The 20274-nt window shown below is 41.3% G+C and carries 18 protein-coding genes and 1 pseudogene; 2 read left to right on the plus strand and 17 right to left on the minus strand.

Going from position 1 to position 20274, the window contains the following annotated elements; translation table 11 throughout:
* Positions 1-30: 30 nt before the first annotated feature.
* From QNH28_RS15505 to QNH28_RS15550, 10 genes and pseudogenes are all read right to left on the minus strand, one after another.
* The gene (locus QNH28_RS15505; RefSeq protein ID WP_283907493.1) at positions 31-204 is read right to left on the minus strand and encodes an ATP-binding cassette domain-containing protein; all 174 of its coding nucleotides are present in this window, start codon (positions 202-204) and stop codon (positions 31-33) included.
* Positions 201-581: a GntR family transcriptional regulator gene (locus QNH28_RS15510; protein WP_283907494.1), complete on the minus strand. Its 381-nt coding sequence runs from the start codon at positions 579-581 to the stop codon at positions 201-203. The genes QNH28_RS15505 and QNH28_RS15510 overlap by 4 nt, the downstream gene beginning before the upstream one ends.
* 159 nt (positions 582-740) lie before the next feature.
* Positions 741-1418 carry a M14 family metallopeptidase gene (locus QNH28_RS15515; RefSeq protein ID WP_283912163.1) on the minus strand — a complete coding sequence of 226 codons (678 nt, stop codon included), beginning with the start codon at positions 1416-1418 and terminating at the stop codon, positions 741-743.
* A gap of 120 nt (positions 1419-1538) precedes the next feature.
* Positions 1539-2186 carry a HupE/UreJ family protein gene (locus QNH28_RS15520; RefSeq protein ID WP_283907495.1) on the minus strand — a complete coding sequence of 216 codons (648 nt, stop codon included), beginning with the start codon at positions 2184-2186 and terminating at the stop codon, positions 1539-1541.
* A gap of 19 nt (positions 2187-2205) precedes the next feature.
* Positions 2206-3585: pseudogene (larC, locus tag QNH28_RS15525) on the minus strand (nickel pincer cofactor biosynthesis protein LarC).
* A gap of 3 nt (positions 3586-3588) precedes the next feature.
* Positions 3589-4338: a nickel pincer cofactor biosynthesis protein LarB gene (larB, locus tag QNH28_RS15530; RefSeq protein WP_283907496.1), complete on the minus strand. Its 750-nt coding sequence runs from the start codon at positions 4336-4338 to the stop codon at positions 3589-3591.
* A 31-nt stretch (positions 4339-4369) separates the two neighbouring features.
* Positions 4370-5842 (minus strand): gluconokinase, encoded by a 1473-nt coding sequence (locus tag QNH28_RS15535; RefSeq protein ID WP_283907497.1) that lies wholly within the window; start codon positions 5840-5842, stop codon positions 4370-4372.
* A gap of 19 nt (positions 5843-5861) precedes the next feature.
* Entirely contained in the window at positions 5862-6665 is an 804-nt protein-coding gene (gene larE / locus QNH28_RS15540) for an ATP-dependent sacrificial sulfur transferase LarE (protein ID WP_283907498.1), read from the minus strand.
* Positions 6666-6707: 42 nt separating this feature from the next.
* Entirely contained in the window at positions 6708-7478 is a 771-nt protein-coding gene (locus QNH28_RS15545; RefSeq protein WP_283907499.1) for an SDR family oxidoreductase, read from the minus strand.
* A gap of 23 nt (positions 7479-7501) precedes the next feature.
* Entirely contained in the window at positions 7502-8770 is a 1269-nt protein-coding gene (locus QNH28_RS15550) for a nickel pincer cofactor-dependent isomerase, group 22 (protein ID WP_283907500.1), read from the minus strand.
* Between the two features lie 165 nt (positions 8771-8935).
* Here QNH28_RS15550 and QNH28_RS15555 point away from each other — a divergent pair, with 165 nt between their 5' ends.
* On the plus strand, positions 8936-10102 hold the full coding sequence (locus QNH28_RS15555; protein ID WP_283907501.1) for an ROK family transcriptional regulator: 1167 nt from the start codon (positions 8936-8938) through the stop codon (positions 10100-10102).
* Between the two features lie 71 nt (positions 10103-10173).
* Here QNH28_RS15555 and QNH28_RS15560 read toward each other — a convergent pair whose 3' ends face one another.
* The 4 genes from QNH28_RS15560 to QNH28_RS15575 all read right to left on the minus strand — a co-directional run bounded on the left by QNH28_RS15560 (position 10174) and on the right by QNH28_RS15575 (position 14158).
* The gene (locus tag QNH28_RS15560; protein ID WP_283907502.1) at positions 10174-11031 is read right to left on the minus strand and encodes a sugar phosphate isomerase/epimerase family protein; all 858 of its coding nucleotides are present in this window, start codon (positions 11029-11031) and stop codon (positions 10174-10176) included.
* Positions 11024-12040: a Gfo/Idh/MocA family protein gene (locus QNH28_RS15565; RefSeq protein ID WP_283907503.1), complete on the minus strand. Its 1017-nt coding sequence runs from the start codon at positions 12038-12040 to the stop codon at positions 11024-11026. The genes QNH28_RS15560 and QNH28_RS15565 overlap by 8 nt, the downstream gene beginning before the upstream one ends.
* 64 nt (positions 12041-12104) lie before the next feature.
* Positions 12105-13265 carry a Gfo/Idh/MocA family protein gene (locus tag QNH28_RS15570; RefSeq protein ID WP_283907504.1) on the minus strand — a complete coding sequence of 387 codons (1161 nt, stop codon included), beginning with the start codon at positions 13263-13265 and terminating at the stop codon, positions 12105-12107.
* Entirely contained in the window at positions 13262-14158 is an 897-nt protein-coding gene (locus QNH28_RS15575) for a sugar phosphate isomerase/epimerase family protein (RefSeq protein WP_283907505.1), read from the minus strand. The genes QNH28_RS15570 and QNH28_RS15575 overlap by 4 nt, the downstream gene beginning before the upstream one ends.
* A 131-nt stretch (positions 14159-14289) precedes the next feature.
* Between QNH28_RS15575 and QNH28_RS15580 the strand changes: the two genes are divergently transcribed.
* On the plus strand, positions 14290-15576 hold the full coding sequence (locus QNH28_RS15580) for a helix-turn-helix domain-containing protein (RefSeq protein ID WP_283907506.1): 1287 nt from the start codon (positions 14290-14292) through the stop codon (positions 15574-15576).
* A 19-nt stretch (positions 15577-15595) separates the two neighbouring features.
* On the opposite strand, the gene QNH28_RS15585 is transcribed toward QNH28_RS15580, so the two are convergent.
* The 3 genes from QNH28_RS15585 to gndA form a co-directional block, all read right to left on the minus strand.
* Complete coding sequence (locus QNH28_RS15585) at positions 15596-17002, minus strand: MFS transporter (RefSeq protein ID WP_283907507.1); 1407 nt, start codon at positions 17000-17002, stop codon at positions 15596-15598.
* A 266-nt stretch (positions 17003-17268) separates the two neighbouring features.
* The gene (locus QNH28_RS15590) at positions 17269-18675 is read right to left on the minus strand and encodes an MFS transporter (protein WP_283907508.1); all 1407 of its coding nucleotides are present in this window, start codon (positions 18673-18675) and stop codon (positions 17269-17271) included.
* Positions 18676-18856: 181 nt separating this feature from the next.
* Positions 18857-20266, minus strand: a complete 1410-nt coding sequence (gene gndA / locus QNH28_RS15595) for an NADP-dependent phosphogluconate dehydrogenase (RefSeq protein WP_283907509.1) — start codon at positions 20264-20266, stop codon at positions 18857-18859.
* Positions 20267-20274 lie beyond the last annotated feature (8 nt).

The raw sequence follows: 20274 nt of genomic DNA on the forward strand, positions 1-20274 counted from the left end.
TATTTCCTATAAGTCTCTTTATCCCACTGACTATAAAAGGGAGCAATCATCACCCATCATCATTTTAATTAAAGTTGTTTTCCCTGCCCCATTGGGTCCAATTAGCCCCGTTATATACCCTTCCTTAATACCGAACGTAAGTTCGCATAGGCTAAAATGGCCATATTTTTTAGATATTTGATTCATTTGAATGACATCGTTCACTCTGTCTCCTCCTCATACAGCAATTTCAACATCTCACTGAACTCAGCAAAATCAATCCCTAACATCTTACTCTCGTCGATAATCTCCTTCATTTTGTTCTCCATGATCCGTAGCCGTTGTTCACGAATAAACTCCTGATCTGCACCAGAAACAAAGGAACCTTTTCCCACAATGGAATTGATAAGGCCTTCCCTCTCCAGCTCTTCGTAGGCTCGTTTCGTTGTGATTACGCTAATCTGCAGCTCTTTGGCTAACAGCCGAATAGAAGGTAAAGGCGTACCTGAGACTAACTCTCCTTGTAGGATCATCTGGCGGATCTGACTTACAATCTGTACATAGATCGGTTCACCGGAAGTGTTGGATATCAATATGTTCATGAACTCGTGCCCTCACTCCTAGTTTATGTGTATTTAATGTATATATGTAATATATACACTATACTCATCGTTGTCAATGATCTTTCAAGTTAACAAAAACAAGCCGATTCCCATGAAATCAGGGTCAGCTTGCTTATTATTTAGCGTATCTAATCATCATCACATCAACCCAGCGCTTCTTAAAAAGCGGCTAACAATGTCCATCTGATAGCGAATGCGAAGATTACGATCAAGACTCCAGCAGGTTTCCACAGTAAATGCCTTAGCTCCTAAGATACGGGAGACAGCTGCACGTGACGAGCCGGGGCGCTCTCGTAACCGGATATTAAAATGATAGGAGGTATTAGCTATCGTACGGTTCATATCTTTTATGATTCTTCTTGCTGTCGCAGTACCTCTGCTCTCCGGTTTAATGATAATAGACTGTCCGAGTCGCTTAGGATTTCTTTGAGATAGACCGTTCGCTTCATGGAGATCAAGGTACCAGGTGGGTCGATAACGTCGTACTAATTGAAGCAAGGCTACGGATAACGGATGTTTTGCAAATCCATTGCTAGTCCGTGGAAACGTTCGGTTCAAATCTGGCACGCCTCGAATTCGTTTGCGATAAGCTTTTTGATTCATGAGGGGTACAATAATAAGCGTACCTCGGTAAATATATAGTTCACCTTGTCTTATGCGATTCACGATGTTTTTAGCAGCACGTATGCTTGCCGTTTCATTCCCGTGTATGCCGGACACCACCATAAACACTGGACCAGGGAGCCCGCCTCTGATCACATAATAAGGGGTGGCATGGGATGTGGACGATGCTAAGGTATAATTCTCAATAATCATCATGCTTCACCTCCGCATTTAGGTGTCCATATATGTGTATTCCGTAGGACCCCAGTTGTCCTAGACAGATAAGCAAAAAAAGCCTGATTTCTCAGGCTTAAGGCTTTACGCGTTATGAATCTAATTTAACCACAATTGAAATAATCCTTCGCTAACTCCTAAGTTATACATATAATAAATCCCAAAAATGAAGCTAATAGATCCTGCTAGCTGAGTTAATGAACGGTTAATCACAACATTCTTCTTACTGTAAACAAAGGGAATTCCAAGAATTGTCGTAAAGATAAGCATGCCACTAATCGTACCTAATCCAAATATCAAAATATACACGGCGCATTCCCAAATCGAGGAAACCGTCGTAAGGGTGAGTAATACCATCGCCGCACTACCAGCAAGTCCATGTATGAATCCGATGATGAATATCTTAATTAATGGAGATCTCTCATGCGAGTGAGAGCTGCTGTTTGACTTTTTTATAGACGCCATACTTTTGAACCCTAGATACACAAGCATGATGCCGACGAGGAATTCTAGAGACATTGCCCATACTTCCGGTAATTCACCTTTTAACAGCACTAATATCATTCCAACAATAAAAAGAGTACTAGTATGACCTATGCCCCAAAATACACCAGTTAATGTTGAACGCCATAACTTTTTATTAGTACCTACCATTGTAGAAACAGCAATAATATGATCTGGTTCTATGGAATGCTTGATTCCTAGAATAAAACCGAAAAACAGCACAGACAATAAGCTAATTTCCAATTCAATTTCCTCCTACAATTCAAATGCTGCTAGACTTTTGTACATGATCATAGACCTTTTTTAAAGGAATGCCATGTAACTGGGCTATGCGCTTGCACTCCTCAAACTCAGGTGCCCACTGAACCACCTCACCGGCACATATCCCTTTTTTAACAGTCACGGTTCCCCATTCGGTTTCAACGGATTCAAACGTTCTTTCTAAGCGGTGTACCGTTAAGGGATAATAACGAATGCCTAGTGTCGTGGTTTCTTTAAACAGAATCCCCTTCATGATGCTTACATTATCGGATGAACAGAGGAGCTGCAGTAATGTTCCGGGTCTGTTTTTCTTCATATAAATAGGTGTATAAAATACATCATTTGCCCCGTTCTCGAAGAGCAAGTCCATGACATAACCAAGCCATTCTCCGGGAATATCGTCTAGGTTCACTTCCATTTTCACCATGTCTGTATCTATATGTTCATGATCAGGAGGTCGTTGAGATTTCATGAGCTTACTCCTCTCTAGCTAATCCCCAATAATAACTCTTAACGCATTGGGTTGATCCGGGAAGGTCTTGGTACCCGCTCCATATCCAATAGATTGAATGTTCATGGAAGGAAGGGAACAAAACTCCTGAACGAGCACTGCAATTAACCCAGCTCCAGTGGGTGTTGTAAGTTCTGCGCTGATATTCGATTGCTCCAAAGGAATGCCTTTAAGCATTTCAAGTGTTGCGGGCGCTGGAACCGGATAAATGCCATGATCAATGCGGATCTTTCCTTTGCCTACTGGGACAGGAGATGACTTTACAGTCTCAATCTCCAATTGATGAATCAGGATGGCCGCTCCAACAATATCAATAATAGAATCTACAGCACCCACTTCATGAAAATGCACCTGTTCAAGTGGGATTCCATGAATAAGCCCTTCAGCTTCCCCGATTTTCTTGAAAATTTTTAATGCTGTATTTTTCACCTGATCCGAAAAGCCAGCAGATTCAATTAACTTAACAATATCTTTATACGACCGGTGATCATGGTGGTGGTGCGTGTGGGTGTGACTATGTTCGTGACTGTGATCATGGTGTACGTGCATATGGCTATGGTCGTGATCGTGCGAGTGATGCTCGTGTGTGTGGGCATGATCGTGCTTATCTGTGTGGCTATGTTCATGTAAAAGTGCGTTTTTTTCACCATGAGAACTTATGTTCGCTTCATTCTGCAACAGCACATCAAACTTGGTACAAGTAATGCCATTTTTAACGGTCTTACCCCACTTTAGTTCGTATTCAGCTTCAATTTGTAGCTTGCTTAGCTCTTCTCTCAAATAGATGGGATCTGCCCCTGCATCAATAAGTGCTCCAATGAACATATCTCCGCTAATGCCGGAAAAGCAATCCAGGTATAGTGTTTTCATTATTTACAGCCCCTTTTGTATCAGCTTATGAATTAATGCAGCGTTATAACCACCGCCGAACCCGTTATCAATGTTTACAACGCTTATACCTGAGGCACAAGAATTCAGCATCGTTAACAGCGCAGATAGACCCTTAAAGCTGGCTCCGTAGCCAACACTCGTTGGGACAGCAATAACTGGATGAGCAACTAATCCACCGACTACACTTGGAAGTGCCCCTTCCATACCAGCGACCACAACGGAGACAACTGCATTCTGAATCTCTTCAGCATGATGTAACAAACGATGAATACCGGCGACCCCCACATCATAAATACGATGCACAGTACTACCAAGCACCTCTGCAGTAACAGCAGCCTCTTCAGCTACCCTAATATCCGAAGTTCCCGCAGCAATAACGGCGATGTAGCCATTAGGTCTATCCTCAGTGGTTTCATTAGCTTTCCAATATAGAATTCTGGCAATTTCGTTATATATCAAATCTGGTATTACCTTTAAAATATCTTCAGCCTTATCCGAAGAAATTCTAGTGACGAGTACCTGATTATTCCGCGTACGTAAGGACTGGACAATAGCAATGATTTGTTCGGAAGTTTTACCTTCGCCATAGACAATTTCGGGGAATCCTTGACGTTTTTTCCGATGATGATCCACTTTCGCGAACCCCAACTCTTCAAAAGCAGCCAATCGTTCTTTTGCCTCTGGAACACTAAGCTTTCCATCTTGAACTTGTTGTAAAATGTCCTCGAGCATTTCGTCCACCTCTTTACATCGAATCTAGTCATCAGAACAATTCAGCTACGGTTTTTGCTACTTTTTCATAGTTACGATAAATATTTTTGTACCGATTGCTGTTCTCCTGATTGGGGATAACTGGCATACCCATAGGAATATTATCTTTAATCTCTTCAAAAGACTTCACGCGACCCGTGGCCACTAATGCAGTCCAAGCAGCGCCCCATGCAGCACTGTGATGGTTCTCTGAAACATAGATCTCAGCTTCGAAAATATCGGCCATCATTTGCAGCCATAGTGGAGATCTGGCTAAGCCGCCGTTCACATATATTTTTGAGGAGGTCCCGGCAATGTTCTCCAGCGCCCTACCTATTTGATAGAGATTGAAAGTAATTCCTTCCAGCACCGCACGTATAAAATGCTCTTTCTTATGTGTAATCGCCACACCATAGAAATTCCCTTTTGCCTGTTGATTCCACAGCGGTGCTCTTTCCCCATTTAAATAAGGTAGGAACAGCAGTCCCTCCGCACCAGGTTCAACACGTTCAGCTTCGCTCAGAAATCCTTCAAAGCTCCCTTGATCTTGAATCAAATCCTTAAACCATTGAAGGACAATCCCACCATTGTTAGTAGGCCCTCCGATAATAAAAGTATCTTCGGTAAAAGAATAGCAGAACGTTTCTTGATTCTGACTAACCTTTGCGTGGTTTGTGAATTGTCTAATGGCTCCGCTAGTCCCGACTGAAACGGCAACTTCCCCTGGAAGTAGAGCACCAATCCCTAAGTTAGCCAGCTGTCCGTCTGCTGCCCCGATAATAAAAGGAAGCTCTGCCTGAATTCCCATCTGTACTGCTATTTCCGAATTCATCCTATTGAATTGAAAAGTTGGAGGAACGATCTTAGAAAGCTGTTTATCAGATATGCCAACCAGCGTTAATAGATCCTCAACCCATGTGCGAGTTGCCGGGTTAAACAATCCCGTTGCAGAGGCCATTGAATAATCGATCATTCTTTCCCCAAACCAGCTGTAAATTAAATACTCTTTAATGGACATGAAGTAAGCAGCTTTTAGGTAGGGTTCATAATTGGTTTCCTTCATCCATAACAGCTTAATCAAAGGTGTCATCGGATGGACGGGAGTCCCTGTTTGTGAGTAAATCTGTTGTTTCATCGTTTCTGATAGCTGATGCACCTGCTCGGTTCCTCTTCCATCCGCCCAAATGAGTGCAGGGGAGAGCGGGATGCCAGCCTCGGCTACTAGAACAAGAGAATGCATAGCTGCTGAGAAGCCAATGGTAATCAATTCATCTTTTCCGATCTCTGCTTTTCTCACAGCTTCTCTAATTGCCCTTATAGCAGAGCGTTCAATCTCGATTGCATCTTGTTCAGCCCAGCCTTGCTGCGGATAATGGAAGCTATTCATTTCTTCAGCCTCTGTGATTAGTTTTCCATGAATCGTAAACACACAGGCTTTAACACTTGTCGTACCGATATCAAGTCCAATTACAAACTCTCTAGACATGCCTAACCTTCCCTTCTTACTATATAGAAAGAGCTTTATTCATACTGCCGCTCCGATATCCTAACAGATCCAACGTAACGTATTTATAGCCGTAATTCTGAAGCTCTTGCACGATAAGATGGTGATGTACTAGAACAATCTCCATATCTAGCGGTTCCACTTCAATTCTTGCAATATCCTGATGGGTACGAACTCGTACTTGACGTATTTTCAGCGATTTTAAATAAGCCTCGGCTTTTTCTACCTTTTGCAGCTTCTCGTTCGTAATGCGCTCCCCATAGGCGATTCGTGAAGACAGGCAGGCGAACGATGGTTTCTCCCATGTAGGCAAATTAAATGATTTCGAAAGCTCTCTTATTTCTGTTTTGAACAGTTCAGCCTCAAGTAGAGGACCACGGATGCCTCTCTCTTTAGCGGCTTGCATCCCTGGGCGATGCTCGTTCATATCATCTGCAATAACACCATAAATGATATTCTTAAAGCCCTTTTCCTCGAGTACAGGGATTAAGTGATCGAATAAGCTGCTTTTGCAAAAATAACAGCGGTTTTTATTGTTCTCCGCATACCCAGGAATTGCCAGTTCAGAGGTTTCGATGACCTGATGCGTAACACCTATAAGTGCAGCGAGCTCTTTTGCTTCCTCCAGTTCACTTGAAGGATAGGTTTCTGAATCCGCGGTTACCGCGAGTACATGATCCGAACCTAAGGTATCGACAGCCACTTTTAATAAGAAGGTACTATCAACCCCACCAGAGAATGCGACCACTACTGATTTCATTTCACGAAGGATGGATTGTAATTTGTTATATTTATCTGTAAGCACTTATGATCCCTCCCATTGATAGATCCATTTACAGGATGCTCTTTAAATCGTCATACTTCCAAATCCGCCATCTACACGAATTAATGTACCGGTAACGAAACTGGAGGCTTTCTCAGAGGCTAGCCATACCGCAGCACCTTGAAGCTCTTCTGGTGTTCCAAAACGTTGCATCGGCGTATGTTTCATAATGGAGTCGATTCGCTCTGGACTTAAAATTTTGCGATTCTGTTCAGCTGGGAAGAACCCAGGGATGATAGCGTTTACACGGATGCCATTTAACGCAAACTCACGCGCTAAGAACTGAGTAACACTGTTAAGCGCCGCTTTGGAAACCGAATAGGTGAATACTTTGGATAACGGTGTTGTTGAGGATACGGAAGAGATGTTAATGATGCTGCCTTTCCGATTCTGCTCAATCATTTTCTTGGCAAAGATTTGACAGGTTTGCACGATCCCTTTTAAATTCACATCCATAATATCGTCCCATTCTTCCATTTCTAGATCAAAGAAAGGTGTGGAGCTATTTTTACCTGGAGCGTTCAGTAGGATGTCCCATCCTCCAGCCCATTCCTCAATTTCAGAAGCTACCTTAAGCAGAGAGTCACGTGAACTAACATTAGCTTGAAATGCTTTTGCAGTACCACCATTCTTAACAATGCTTTTTGCCACTTCTTCCGCTTTTTCTAGATTCCGTCCGACTATTGCAACCTGAGCGCCTTGTTCGGCCAATCCTGCCGCGATAGATGAGCCTAGTACGCTGTTCCCACCAATGGCAACTGCTGTTTTTCCTGTTAGATCAAATAGATTAGTCATGTCTTCTCTCCCCAGTGTTAGTATTAAAGTAAGTTTCCATTGCTATCGAAAGTTAGGTCATAGGCTTCAGAGATCAATTCCATTTGAGGATGCTGTTTCACAACATCAATTAATGCCTCGGACACTTCTAACTCATTTAGCACCAATGTGTTTTTGATCCGAACCATTTTGACCTGAGTAAAATCTAAAATATTGCTGGTTTTGATTGCCGCTTGAATGGTTTCCCGGTCGTTAGGTAATGTGGTTGCAATTTTTGTAGGTGCTACAACAGTAGAAGTTAATCCATTGGCATAGGTTACTTCCAGATCCATCTTGTCTACTAGCCTTTGCGTCGTAAAATCAGCGGTTCCAACACCGTTTGCATTACCTTCAGTCTGTGGCGTCAAATCAAGCACAACGATCTTATTAACCTCAGGACCTCCATAAGCATAAGGCGTAGGGTAACGACCTGTAATATTAGGATCCATACCGTCTCCGCTAATGTTTTTACCAATTTGGTCGATGATAAGAACCTCTAATTGATCAAAGAATAGTTTTGGCAGCATTTCCTTTGCCTTCACTTGTAAAGCGGCTTCCTGTTCAACAATCTCTTCAGGAGTTAACGTCTCAATGCAAACTACTTTATCAAAAGCGTTTTCAATCGTTGCCACTCCAAAAAGAATAGGTTTCTTCTCCATAATCATCTTCGCCATAGCGGGAACATTCTCGGCCATGTACTTGAAGCCCAACTGATGACAGGCCTCAGCACCTTTTTGCTTGCCTAAACCAATGCTAATCATCTTCATGATTCCACTTTCAACTGGACCTCTAAATGCGGTATGAGGTTTAATGCGATTTATCACTACGATCCCATCTGCACTTGCGGCATGTTTGTCTACATAAACGGGTAGTCCATTAGGCAGCTCACCAAGCAGAACCACTTCCATTGATGAACGAATCTCGCAATTCACGCTTTCTTCCGTAACGCCCAGATGGGCCAAAACATCTCGTTGCCCCTCAGCAGTAGCCCCGCCATGACTCCCCATGCTTGGAACGATAAAAGGCTTCGCCCCGGCATCTTGCAGAAACTTCACCGTAACGGCTGTAATTTCTACTAAACGGTCTAATCCTCTACTCCCAACAGCAATAGCGATTTCCATACCAGGTTGAATGGTGTTCCGAATCTCATCTCTTTGCAGCTTCTTATTCAATTCCTTCCCAAGGTCTTCAATATGCCCACTATCAAAATTCACTCTTACTTTGGCCATTTTCGGAACCGGAATATCTTTTAGAAGCTCTTGTAAAATCCCCATGATTTCCTCCACTCCAAGTACAAATTGTTATTCATTCATGCTTGCTAATCTGCTTAAAATAGCGTTTTGATAAACCGCTTTAAATTAATTTGTTTACCATACAAACTAATTAACTGTATAATAACATCATGCCTTAGGTTCGTCAATCATTCAAGGAGGTGCTTTATGGTTACCGGCGATTCTTCACATGTCAAACAAATTAATCGTGCTCTAATCTTAGGTGAAATTATAGAGCACGGCTCTATTTCAAGAACAGATTTAGCAAAGGTAACCGGGTTGAATAAGTCTACCCTTTCCGTTCAGGCAGCTGATTTATTAGCAGAGGAATTAATTATCGAAACCCATAAGGAGCATAACAATCCAGGCCGAAAACCGATCTTCCTCTCCCTTAATGAAACTGCTGGATATGCGCTAGGGATTGATTTGGACGGAAAAAAGATGACTTTTGTGCTTACCAATTTACAAGGTGTTCCAGTCTCTTCTCAAATGATTGAATTTGAAACTCATAACTATCACGAAATCTTTAGGTTACTAGTAGAACAGATCAGGCACTATAAGAAACGTTGTGAGCTTACTCCTCACGGTCTCATAGGCGTAGCCATAGGAGTTCATGGAATTGTGGATAATTCTGAATTGATTTGTTATCTTCCCTATCATCAATGGCACAATCGAGATTTAAAACAAGATCTCAAAGACGCAACGGGACTTAACATTTATGTGGAGAATAACGCGAATCTAAACGCCTACGCAGAGATCGTCTTTATGCATCATCAGAGTGAGCATTTATTCTCATTAAGCTTCAATTCAGGAATCGGGCTGGGGATGATAGTTCATGGAGAGGTCTTAAAAGGCTATAACGGCTTTGCTGGAGAGATAGGTCATATGATTATCATTCCTGACGGAAAAGTCTGCAGTTGCGGGAATTCGGGGTGCTGGGAGCTATATGCTTCAGAAGCAAGTTTATCGAGTGCTGTAGCGCATATGAAGAACAAAGAAAAGGTAAGGTTTCAGGAAATTGAACACTGGATCCAAGTGGCTGACCCTGTAGTAGTTACTGAGCTAGAGAAATATATGAATTACATTGCAACTGGGCTCAACAATATTATTAATCTGTTTAATCCAGAAATTTTGATTCTTAATAACCGACTGCTGGCTATCTATCCGAATGCCCTTCCTCTACTTCTATCAAAACTAGTTTCGTCGATAAGTCAGCCTTGCGAGTTACTCCTTTCAGAATTAGGGGAGAAGGCCTGTGTTATGGGTGCTTGTGCGTTAGTTATAAAAAACTTTCTTGGTGTCTCAAAGCTTAGCTTGAGTAATAACAGGAGCTAGGTCGATTTTATAACAAAAAACGAATAAAGCCTATTTCAATGGCTTTATTCGTTAGATTAGATAACTAAATTTTAGAACCAGTTCTCATAACCCAACTGTTTCAGATAGCTTCCTGAAGTCTTTAGGCAATCAAACGGATCTTTTCCATACGTTTCGTCTTGCTCAATTAAGAAATACTGCACACCGCTCTCATGACCGGCTTCAATAATGGCTTGAATATCTAAGCTCCCTTCACCAAGCTCTGCAAACTCAATAATATTGGAGAACTTATACATAAACTTTGACATATCTTTAAAGTCATCTGCACTTAAATCCATGTGGCCGATTCTATAATCCTTTAGATGCAGCAAGGATACACGTCCAGCAAAGCGTTTAATAACATTTACCGGATTCTCACCACCCCGCTGAATCCAGTGAACATCCAATTCGAAACCTAGCTTCGAAGTGTTGTTCTTCATCATATCCAGAAGCGTTTCCCCATCATATTTCTCAAATTCTACGTGGTGGTTGTGATAATAGAGCTCAATACCATGCTCCTCCAAACGTATAGCCATTTCTTCCGCTTGATGAATATACTCCATGATCTTCTCTTTATTTCCCATAAGCGTTATTGGCATCATACCAATACGGACATAATTACAATTCAATGTTTTGCAATCATTGACGATTTTATCGAAATCTGTGGTTAAGGATTCCCCTGGCATACCCGGCATTGTATTCAGAGGAGCAGAGACCGACACGATTTGGATACTAAAATCCTCGCTAGCTCTTTTAAGTTCGGACACATTCTCCTTACTCATATCAATTTGAGTGACCTCAACGGCACTAAACCCTAGCTCTTTTACCGTTCGTAGTGTCTCATAAACTCCATTTTCCACAATTTTATTTTTTAAGTTGAACATTTGCACACCAATTTTACCGTTACTCATCAAGATCACCCTCCAATTGAATTTCTTGTTTTTGTGCCGAAGATTTGTGAATCGTATCTATCATTCTTATGGACTGAACAGCATCTCGGATATGAACATAATCGTGTGAATCGTTACGTATACAATCATAGAAATGATCGATTAGTGAAGCGTGGCTAGCTCCATAATAAAACTTCGTCCCTGGAAGCTTGGCATCTTCAACTAATACCTCTTTCTCCCCATGATCATCTTCTTTAATTAATAGGCTGTCTTTTATTGTGAATTTCACCTTCTCATACATCACTTCAAGCTCAACGCTAGAATTACTTGCATTGGCAACGGTTGCAAAAAACAATCCCTTAGCTCCGTTCTTAAACCGAATATACGCAGACACCGTATCCTCGACCTCAATACCGTAATTCATCAGTTGATCAACGGATCCTCGGATCGCCTCGATCGGACCACCAAGCAATTGCATATGATCCAGCGTGTGGATCGATTGATTAATCATCACCCCGCCACCGGATTCGCTTATCCGTCCCCTCCACGGTTTGATATCATAATAGACCTGTGGTCTATACCAGGCTACCAACCCCTTAATCCCAATCATGGGGCCATAGTCATTATGACGAACGATATCCTGAAGCATCTCAAAAGTCTCGTTATAACGGTTCTGTAGACAAATGCAAACTTTAATCTGCTTATGTTCTGCCTCAAGCTTCTCCATGGCTAACGCTTCTTCTATGTTTAAGGCTAACGGTTTTTCTTGAAGCACATGAACCCCATTCTCCATGCAGGCTTTGGTTACTGGATAGTGCAGATGATGTGGCAAGCAAATATGCACGCAGTCAAGGGACTCTTTCTGAAGCATGAGCAGATAATCTGTATAAAAGCTTATACCAGGCAATGCATTACTTATTGAATCATCAATATCACATACAGCCACTAACTCAATCCCTGGATTCGCCTGAATGGCTTGAATATGAATGCTAGAAATATCACCTAGTCCAATAACCGCTGCCTTTAACATATGGAAATCTCCTTTTCAAAACTAACCCATGGCTCATACCACGAGTTAGTTTTAATCTATATAATTACTTGGTTATAGGTTGCTTTTTCTCTTCTTCGATCTTCCTCTTGAGCTCGTTCAGGTATAGCTCTTCATCAATCGGGAGCTCCACCTCTTTACCTAGCCAGCTAGATAAGTGAATGGCATTGGCAAGCGCCACGCCGTGAATACCATCGCTTCCTGGTGCCAACAGCGGCTCCCCATCTAAAATATGGGATGCAAAGTTCTTCATGACTGCAGTATGCTGAGCTCCCCAGACACTTTCAAAGGTAATAACTTCTTCATTATAAATTTCATCCGAATTGCCACCCATGAATATTTTCATTACATCAACCATACTCATGGTATCGCTCATTTCACGCTCAGGCTTGATCAGACGTTTAACGGTTATCTTGTTACTGTCATCAACTACGATCTTCCCTTTATCACCCAAAATCTCAAATCGGTCCGTGCCTACAACATCATGTGTGCAAGTTACGAATACGCCAGTAGCACCGTTCCCATAGTCTAGTAATACTGTCACTTCATCTTCTACTGCTATATTTCTTTGATAACCATATTTCACATTGGAGTAGACCTTTTTAGGCATTCCGCATATCCACTGTAATAAATCCAGCTGATGTGGAGCCTGATTGACCAGAACACCACCACCTTCGCCTTCCCAAGTAGCTCTCCAAGCGCTTTGATCATAATAACCTTGAGGTCTCCACCAGGTGGTTATCATCCAATTCGTGCGGCGAACCTCACCGATTTCTCCGTTATCAATGATTTCCTTCAACTTCTGATACAGGGGATTGGTCCGCTGATTAAACATGATTCCAAAAGCCAATTCTGGTTTAGTTGCCGCAAATTCATTTAATTCTCTAACCTGCTTCGTATATACTCCGGCTGGCTTTTCCACCAGGGCGTGGATGTTTCTCTTCAGCGCTTCAATTCCCATTTCAGGATGCAAATAATGAGGCACACAAGTGACTATTGCGTCTACTTCTCCGCTTTCAATCATTTCGATGTAGTTGTCATAGAAAGGAACATCCGGATACTTTTCTGTTGCCCACTGTTTCTTTGCAGGATCGATATCACAGATTGCCCCAAGCTGCATATTCTCCACTTTTTCTTCAGTCAAAAAATTAGCATATGCACTGCCTTGAGCACCAACACCGATAATTCCCATTCTTACTTTTGTCATATCACTTTCTCCTCGCTTTCTATATGTTCAAGTATTTGTAGAAGAGCTTCGTACTGTAGCTTGTAACCTTCCGCCCCGTTAAGCCCTTTGTTATCCTTTATAATTTCTTCTGCATTCTCCAGTTCCAAATCCTTTAAGGAGTCGAATTGTACTAGATGTGGTTCAAGCGTCAAGAAACCTGTATACCCACTGTGAATTACCTGAGACAATATCGATGGGATTTGACCCTCCCCAGTCCCACATACCACATTCTGATTATCCGACGTTACGGCATCCTTAATGTGTATATAAGCGATTTCATCTTTCAATAAATCGTAGCACGCTTGAGTATCCTCACCACATTGCACGAAGTTCGCAAAATCAAAAATGGCCTTAAAATACTTGGAATTTACCGCATTCAACATTTCACTACAGCGCCGAGCAATATCACCGTAGATATCTTTTTCGTTCTCATGCAATAGAATTACATCGTATTGTTCAGCGATCGTAGTAAATTCCTTGATCTTCTCAATCACTTCGTCCCGGTATTGATCGGGATCGTCACCCTTGGGGATATAGAAGCTGAATATACGAATATACTTGCACTGCAATAAATTGCTGATCTGACAGAGTCTGTGTAGCATTTCTTTTTGCTTTATAAAAGCGCCTTCATCTTTCACGAAAATTTTCCCGATTGGCGAACCGATGGAGGATACTCGAATACCAGATTGTTCAAGTCTGGGCAGAACATTCGATCGAATCTCTTCCAGTGTAAAGTCACCGATATTTCTACCGTCGATGCCGCGCAAGGATAAGTACTGCATCCCCAATTTCGAAACTACCTCAAGCTGCTGGTCAAACTCTGCAGAAATTTCATCAGAGAAGCCTGAGATGCTAATGTTTTTATTTACCACAACCTCTTTCCCTCCTCCTAGCGATTACCAGTTGAATGTATAAGAATAACGTTACTATAAATGAAACCGATTTATTATTCTCGTAAAATCTTGTGTATAATAGTAAAATATAGAGCAGCTTGAGAAGAATAATGTTTACAAGGGGTGAGAATTTAGTGTTATCTGAGGAATGGGAACAACTACAAAAACTACTTAAATTCACATATAACTATGCGAGCATTGAGACTATCTTTTTTCAATCAGGGGTACAGATCGTATGGGAGTCTGGGCATATACAAGTGCCAGAGCCATTAAAAGGTTACTTCGAAGATCTCAGAGCAATGCTTCAGCTTCAACATTCGAATGCCGCATCACATTTACTTATTCATTCCACATCCTATAAATTGAATTTCATCTCTTCCAACCTTTACAAAGGCACCAGTTACCTAGGGAGCATAATTGTAGGTCCTTATCTACTGGAAGAGCCTTCTACACTTCTCATGCACGATATTATATTTGACAATAATTTATCCATTTGGCTGCAGCCCATCTTAGAACAATATTATCTCTCTCTGCCTTTAATCAATGAACAAAAGGTCAATAACATCTCAGAATTTCTAGCGTATCTTTCAGAGAGTGCTCAACTTTCTAACCACTCGGTTTCAACTTTTGAGCATGTCAGCTATAACTTTCGAAGCCAGAATCTGTTACTTTCTGAAGCGGTCAAAAACAAAACAGATTTATCGCCAGCGATCATAGAAGAAAGATATCGGAAAGAAAATCAATTATTGTCTATTATAGAGCGAGGAAATCAACAACAGCTGGAACAATTCTTGAAGGATGGTGCATGGGGTAAGAACGATTTTCCTGACCGTTTCCCTACTGACCCTCTAAGATCACGTAAAAATTTGACCTTTGTAAGCAATACTCTGCTGCGCAAGGCAGCAGAGAAAGGTGGCGTTCATCCAGTCTACATAGACAGTATCTCAGAGAAATTCTCTATTCAAATCGAAAGGTCAGCTTCCGTACAACAGCTATCTGAGCTTCAAATGAAAATGTATTACGAATACTGTAAGCTTGTTAACGACTTGTCTTTGAAACCTTATGGTTCTACGATAAGAAAAGCGATCGAATATATCCGCCTAAACCTGGATAAAGAATTGAGTCTTGATATAATAGCTCGTGCAATCTCATCAAGTATGTACGAGCTCTCCAGACAGTTCAAACAAGAAACTAACCAATCCATTATCGATTTCATCAATTTGCTGAGAATTAAGTCTGCTGTTGAAATGCTGGAAAACAACTATCTAACGATTACGGATATTGCTCAGATGGTTGGATATAGTGATGTGAACTATTTTATAAAGGTCTTTAAAAAAACTAACGGTATCACTCCTAATCAGTTCCGAAAAAATAGAAGAAGTGCTCAGGAGAATTAACAACTGAAATCGCTACGTTTTACAAGCTTCTCTTCTCTGTTAAGTCAGTAGCAAGCTGGAGTGTACGTTTTTTGTTCAATGGATAAAGAAATACTAGGATTAGGAAAACTATGAATACCATAACGGCAGGTAATAAAGTTGCTAAAGTATGCACTCCCTGAAGGGTGTCCTGCGATTGCGATTTAAGCCCTGCATTATATCCGACTGCACTAATCGCAAAACCACTAAGTCCACCAGCGATTGCTTGACCCACCTTACGAGCAAAGGAATACACAGAGTACACAGTACCATCTTCCCGTAAACCCGTTAAGTATTCATGATAATCAATAACATCCGTAACAAATGCCCAGATCGTCATGTTAAAGAAAGCGGTACCAAATGAGGCTACAGTCATTACTCCGATGAATTGATTAACGCTCAAGTTCGGCATGAAATATAACAGAGCATATACTATAGCCGCTAGAAGCAGACCCGCTGAGGCAGTTTCTTTTTTACCAAATCTTGCAACCAACGGTTTTATTAATGGCATGGTAATGAATATTGTTGCCGTTTGAATCAGGCCCATCATGCTTAACGCTTTTGCACTTCCGAAATAGTCTTTGAACAAATAGACATTCACAGCACCAGTAAGCATAAAGCAAGTCATAATGGCAAGTGAAGCAATTAGGATCCAGATCAGAGGTTTGTTCTTTGTAAATCCTTTTAGCGTTGCTCGAAAATTTGTTTTTACCTTTGAATTATTCGACGAAGTAATGCGTTCAGTGGAGAGACTATAGCAGGCCATATAACAGGAGAGTGAAAGAATGGCGAAGATAACAGCTGTCAAAAAAAATCGATTAGCATCGGCTTTGTTATCTACGAAAATGATCAAAGGACCAACCACATTTATAATTAGCCCCGCTAATGAAGCACCTAAGCTCCGGAAGGTAGATAGTGAGGTACGCTCCACTGGATCACTTGTGATCACTGAAGCCATTGAACCGTAAGGAATATTAACCGTACTGTATAATGTTCCCCATAGAATATAAGTTACAAAAGCATATGCCAGATAGAATCCATCAGACATTCCTGGAATATGAACGAACATTAGGACACCAGTAACGACTAGTGGAAAAGACATTCTAAAAATCCATGGTTTGAATTTCCCTTTCGGCCCTGCTTTTCTAGTATCGATAAAACGCCCCCAGGTCACATCTGCGACTGCATCCCATAAGCGAGCAATGAGAAATAGTCCGCCTACGGCTGCCGCACTGATTCCATACACATCTGTATAGAATACCATCAAGAAAGAGCTGGCAAGAATGAAGAAAAAATCATTGCCGAAATCTCCGAACAAATAACCCATCTTATCTCTGAGGCCAAACCTTCTGTTGTTTACATTTGTTACTAAACCCTTTGAAGTTTCGAGACCGGCTTGTTGATTCATATTTATCCCCCCGTAACTTTTGAATCGCTACACTTAAGCGCATCCTTCAAAAGTAAGAATTGTAAGGATATTTAATTAGTTCATTAAACTAACAAAATATCTTTACCGTAGGATAACACCATCAACTTGTACTCGTCAACAGAATTTGTAAGCGCTTTAAAATATTTTTTATGTGTATATTTTCACATCGCTTTTAAAGCAAAAATCAACAAAAAACCCCTATCCATCCTGGGGTTTCTGTTGAAAAACGACAACCGAATATAACCTTAAGAGTGGCTTCTCTCGGCTAAGTCTGCGGTAAGCTGAATCGTACGTTTTTTATTCAAAGGATATAAGAATACAAGGATTAAAAATACTAGAACTAAGATAATGGCAGGCAATAAAGTTCCAAGGGTATGGATTCCATGAAGAGTAGCTGGTGTCTGTGATTTTAGGTTAGCATTATAACCCACTGCACTAATCGCAAACCCTCCAAGTCCTCCGGCAATGGCTTGCCCTACCTTGCGAGCAAAGGAATAAATAGAATATACTGTTCCATCTTCTCGAAGACCCGTTAAGTATTCATGATAATCAATCACGTCAGTTACAAATGCCCAGATTACCATATTAAAGAAAGCGTAACCAAAAGTTGCGATAGACAATATTCCAATAAATTGATTAGTACTCACATTAGGTATAAAGTACAATACAGCGTATATTGCTGCCGCTAACAACAGACCTGCAGAGGCTGTTTCTTTTTTGCCGAATCTGGCAACTAGAGGCTTTACTAGCGGCATGGCAATGAACATTGATAAAGTCTGGACAATACCCACCACACTTAAGGCAGTTGCACTACCGAAATAGTCTTTGAACAAGTAGATATTTACTGAACCAATAAGCATAAAACAAGTCATAAAAGCGAGGGATGCAATTAGGATCCAGATGAGAGGTTTATTTTTAGAGAATCCCTTTAAAGTTACGCCCAGATTAGAATTAACCTTTTTGTTCTCTGGGGCAGTAATACGTTCAGTGGATAGTTTATAGCAAGCCATATAACAAGAGAGTGAAAGAATTGCAAAGATAATGGCCGCAAGTAAAAATCGGTTCGGATCCGCTTTGTTATCAACGAATATAATTAGGGGTCCTATTACATTAATAATCAGTCCCGCCATTGCAGAACCTAAAGTTCGGAAGGTTGATAGTGAGGTGCGTTCCACGGGATCGCTAGTAATTACAGAAGCCATTGACCCGTAAGGAATATTCACAGTGCTGTAAAACGTTCCCCAGAGAATATAAGTTACATAAGCGTAAGCCAGATAGAATCCGTCAGACATCCCAGGAAGATGAATGAACATTAATACACCTGTAATCACTAGTGGAAACGACATTCTAAAGATCCACGGTTTGAATTTTCCGTTAGGACTTGCTTTTCTAGTATCTATAAAACGCCCCCATGTTACATCAGCGATTGCGTCCCAAAGTCGGGCAATAAGGAAAAGTCCACCAACGGCAGCCGCATTAATTCCGAACACATCCGTATAGAATACCATTAAGAAAGAGCTTACAAGAATAAAGAAAAAATCATTACCGAAATCACCGAATAAATATCCCAGCTTATCCCTTAGACCAAACTTTCTGTTTGTTGCATTAGACACAATACCCTTTGAAGTTTCCAGACCAGTTTGTGAATTCAAGTTAATTCCCCCGTGACTCTTGGATGGTGTACACTTCTACTTCCTCACCTATCAAAAGTAAGATATAAGGATAATTAATTTGTTTATTAAACTAATTAATTATCCTTGCCGTAGAATACCATTATCTGATGTACTCGTCAATAACTTTTGTAAGCGCTATAATAACTATTTTTTTAGTCTATTATAACCATTTAGTATGGAATACGCCTTCTTTATCTACTCTTTGATAGGTATGGGCACCAAAATAATCTCGCTGTGCCTGTAGCAGGTTAGCAGGAAGTGTCTCCGCGCGATAACTGTCGTAGTAAGCAATCGCACTTGAAAATGCAGGTACAGGGATCCCACGTTTAATTGCAAGTGACAGAACGTCACGCAGAGCCGTCTGGTACTCTTCTACTATATCTTTAAAGTATGGATCTAGCAAAAGGTTAGCAAGCTCAGCATCTTGATCATAGGCATCTTTGATTTTTTGTAGGAATTGCGCACGAATAATACAACCGCCACGGAAGATCATGGCTATATCTCCGTAACGTAAATTCCATCCGTACTCCTCAGACGCCACACGCATCTGTGCAAAACCTTGAGCATACGAGCAAATTTTACTCATATAGAGAGCTTTACGAACAGCTTCAATGAGTTGTGCATTATCGCCTTCATAGACCGCGTTCTTTGGCCCGTGAAGTAATTTACTAGCCTTGACCCGTTCCTCCTTCATCGCCGAAATAAAGCGTGCAAATACAGATTCCGTAATGATAGGCAGCGGTACGCCGAGATCCAGCGCATTTTGACTAGTCCACTTTCCTGTACCTTTTTGGCCAGCGGTATCTAGGATGACATCGACCATAGGCTTTCCGGTTTCTTCATCTATTTTCGCAAAAATATCGGCAGTAATCTCAATCAAATAACTATCCAGCTCACCTTTATTCCACTCACTAAATACATCATGCAGCTCTGCAGCACTAAGATTCAGGACCTGCTTCAGAATAAAATAAGCCTCCGAAATTAATTGCATATCGCCATACTCAATGCCATTGTGAACCATCTTCACATAATGCCCGGCACCGTCGGGTCCAATATAGGTACAACAAGGATCGCCATCGACTTTGGCCGATATAGCCTCAAGAATGGGCTTTACAAGCTCATAAGCTTCTCTCTTCCCTCCAGGCATGATGGAAGGGCCCTTAAGGGCTCCTTCCTCCCCACCAGAAACACCAGTGCCAATAAAATGAAAGCCGGCGGATTGTAGTTCCTTGTTTCTACGAATAGTATCTTGGAAGAAAGTATTTCCTCCATCTATCAAAATATCGCCTTCTTCAAGAAAAGGCTTTAACGATTCGATTGTCGCATCCGTAGCTGAACCCGCTTTAACCATCAGTAGTATTTTTCGTGGTTTCTCGAGCGCATTCACAAACTCTTCAATGGTTTCTGATCCTATAAAATTCTTGCCATGCGCTTCGTTAATTAGGAACTCTTCTGTTTTATCATAAGAACGATTAAAGACTGCGACAGAATAACCTCTGCTCTCTATATTCAAAGCCAGATTCTTCCCCATCACAGCTAGACCTACGACACCAATCTGCTGTTTAGACATGCCTCTGC

Origin of the sequence: Paenibacillus sp. G2S3, from assembly GCF_030123105.1 — a bacterium.
Lineage (GTDB): Bacteria > Bacillota > Bacilli > Paenibacillales > Paenibacillaceae > Paenibacillus_AQ.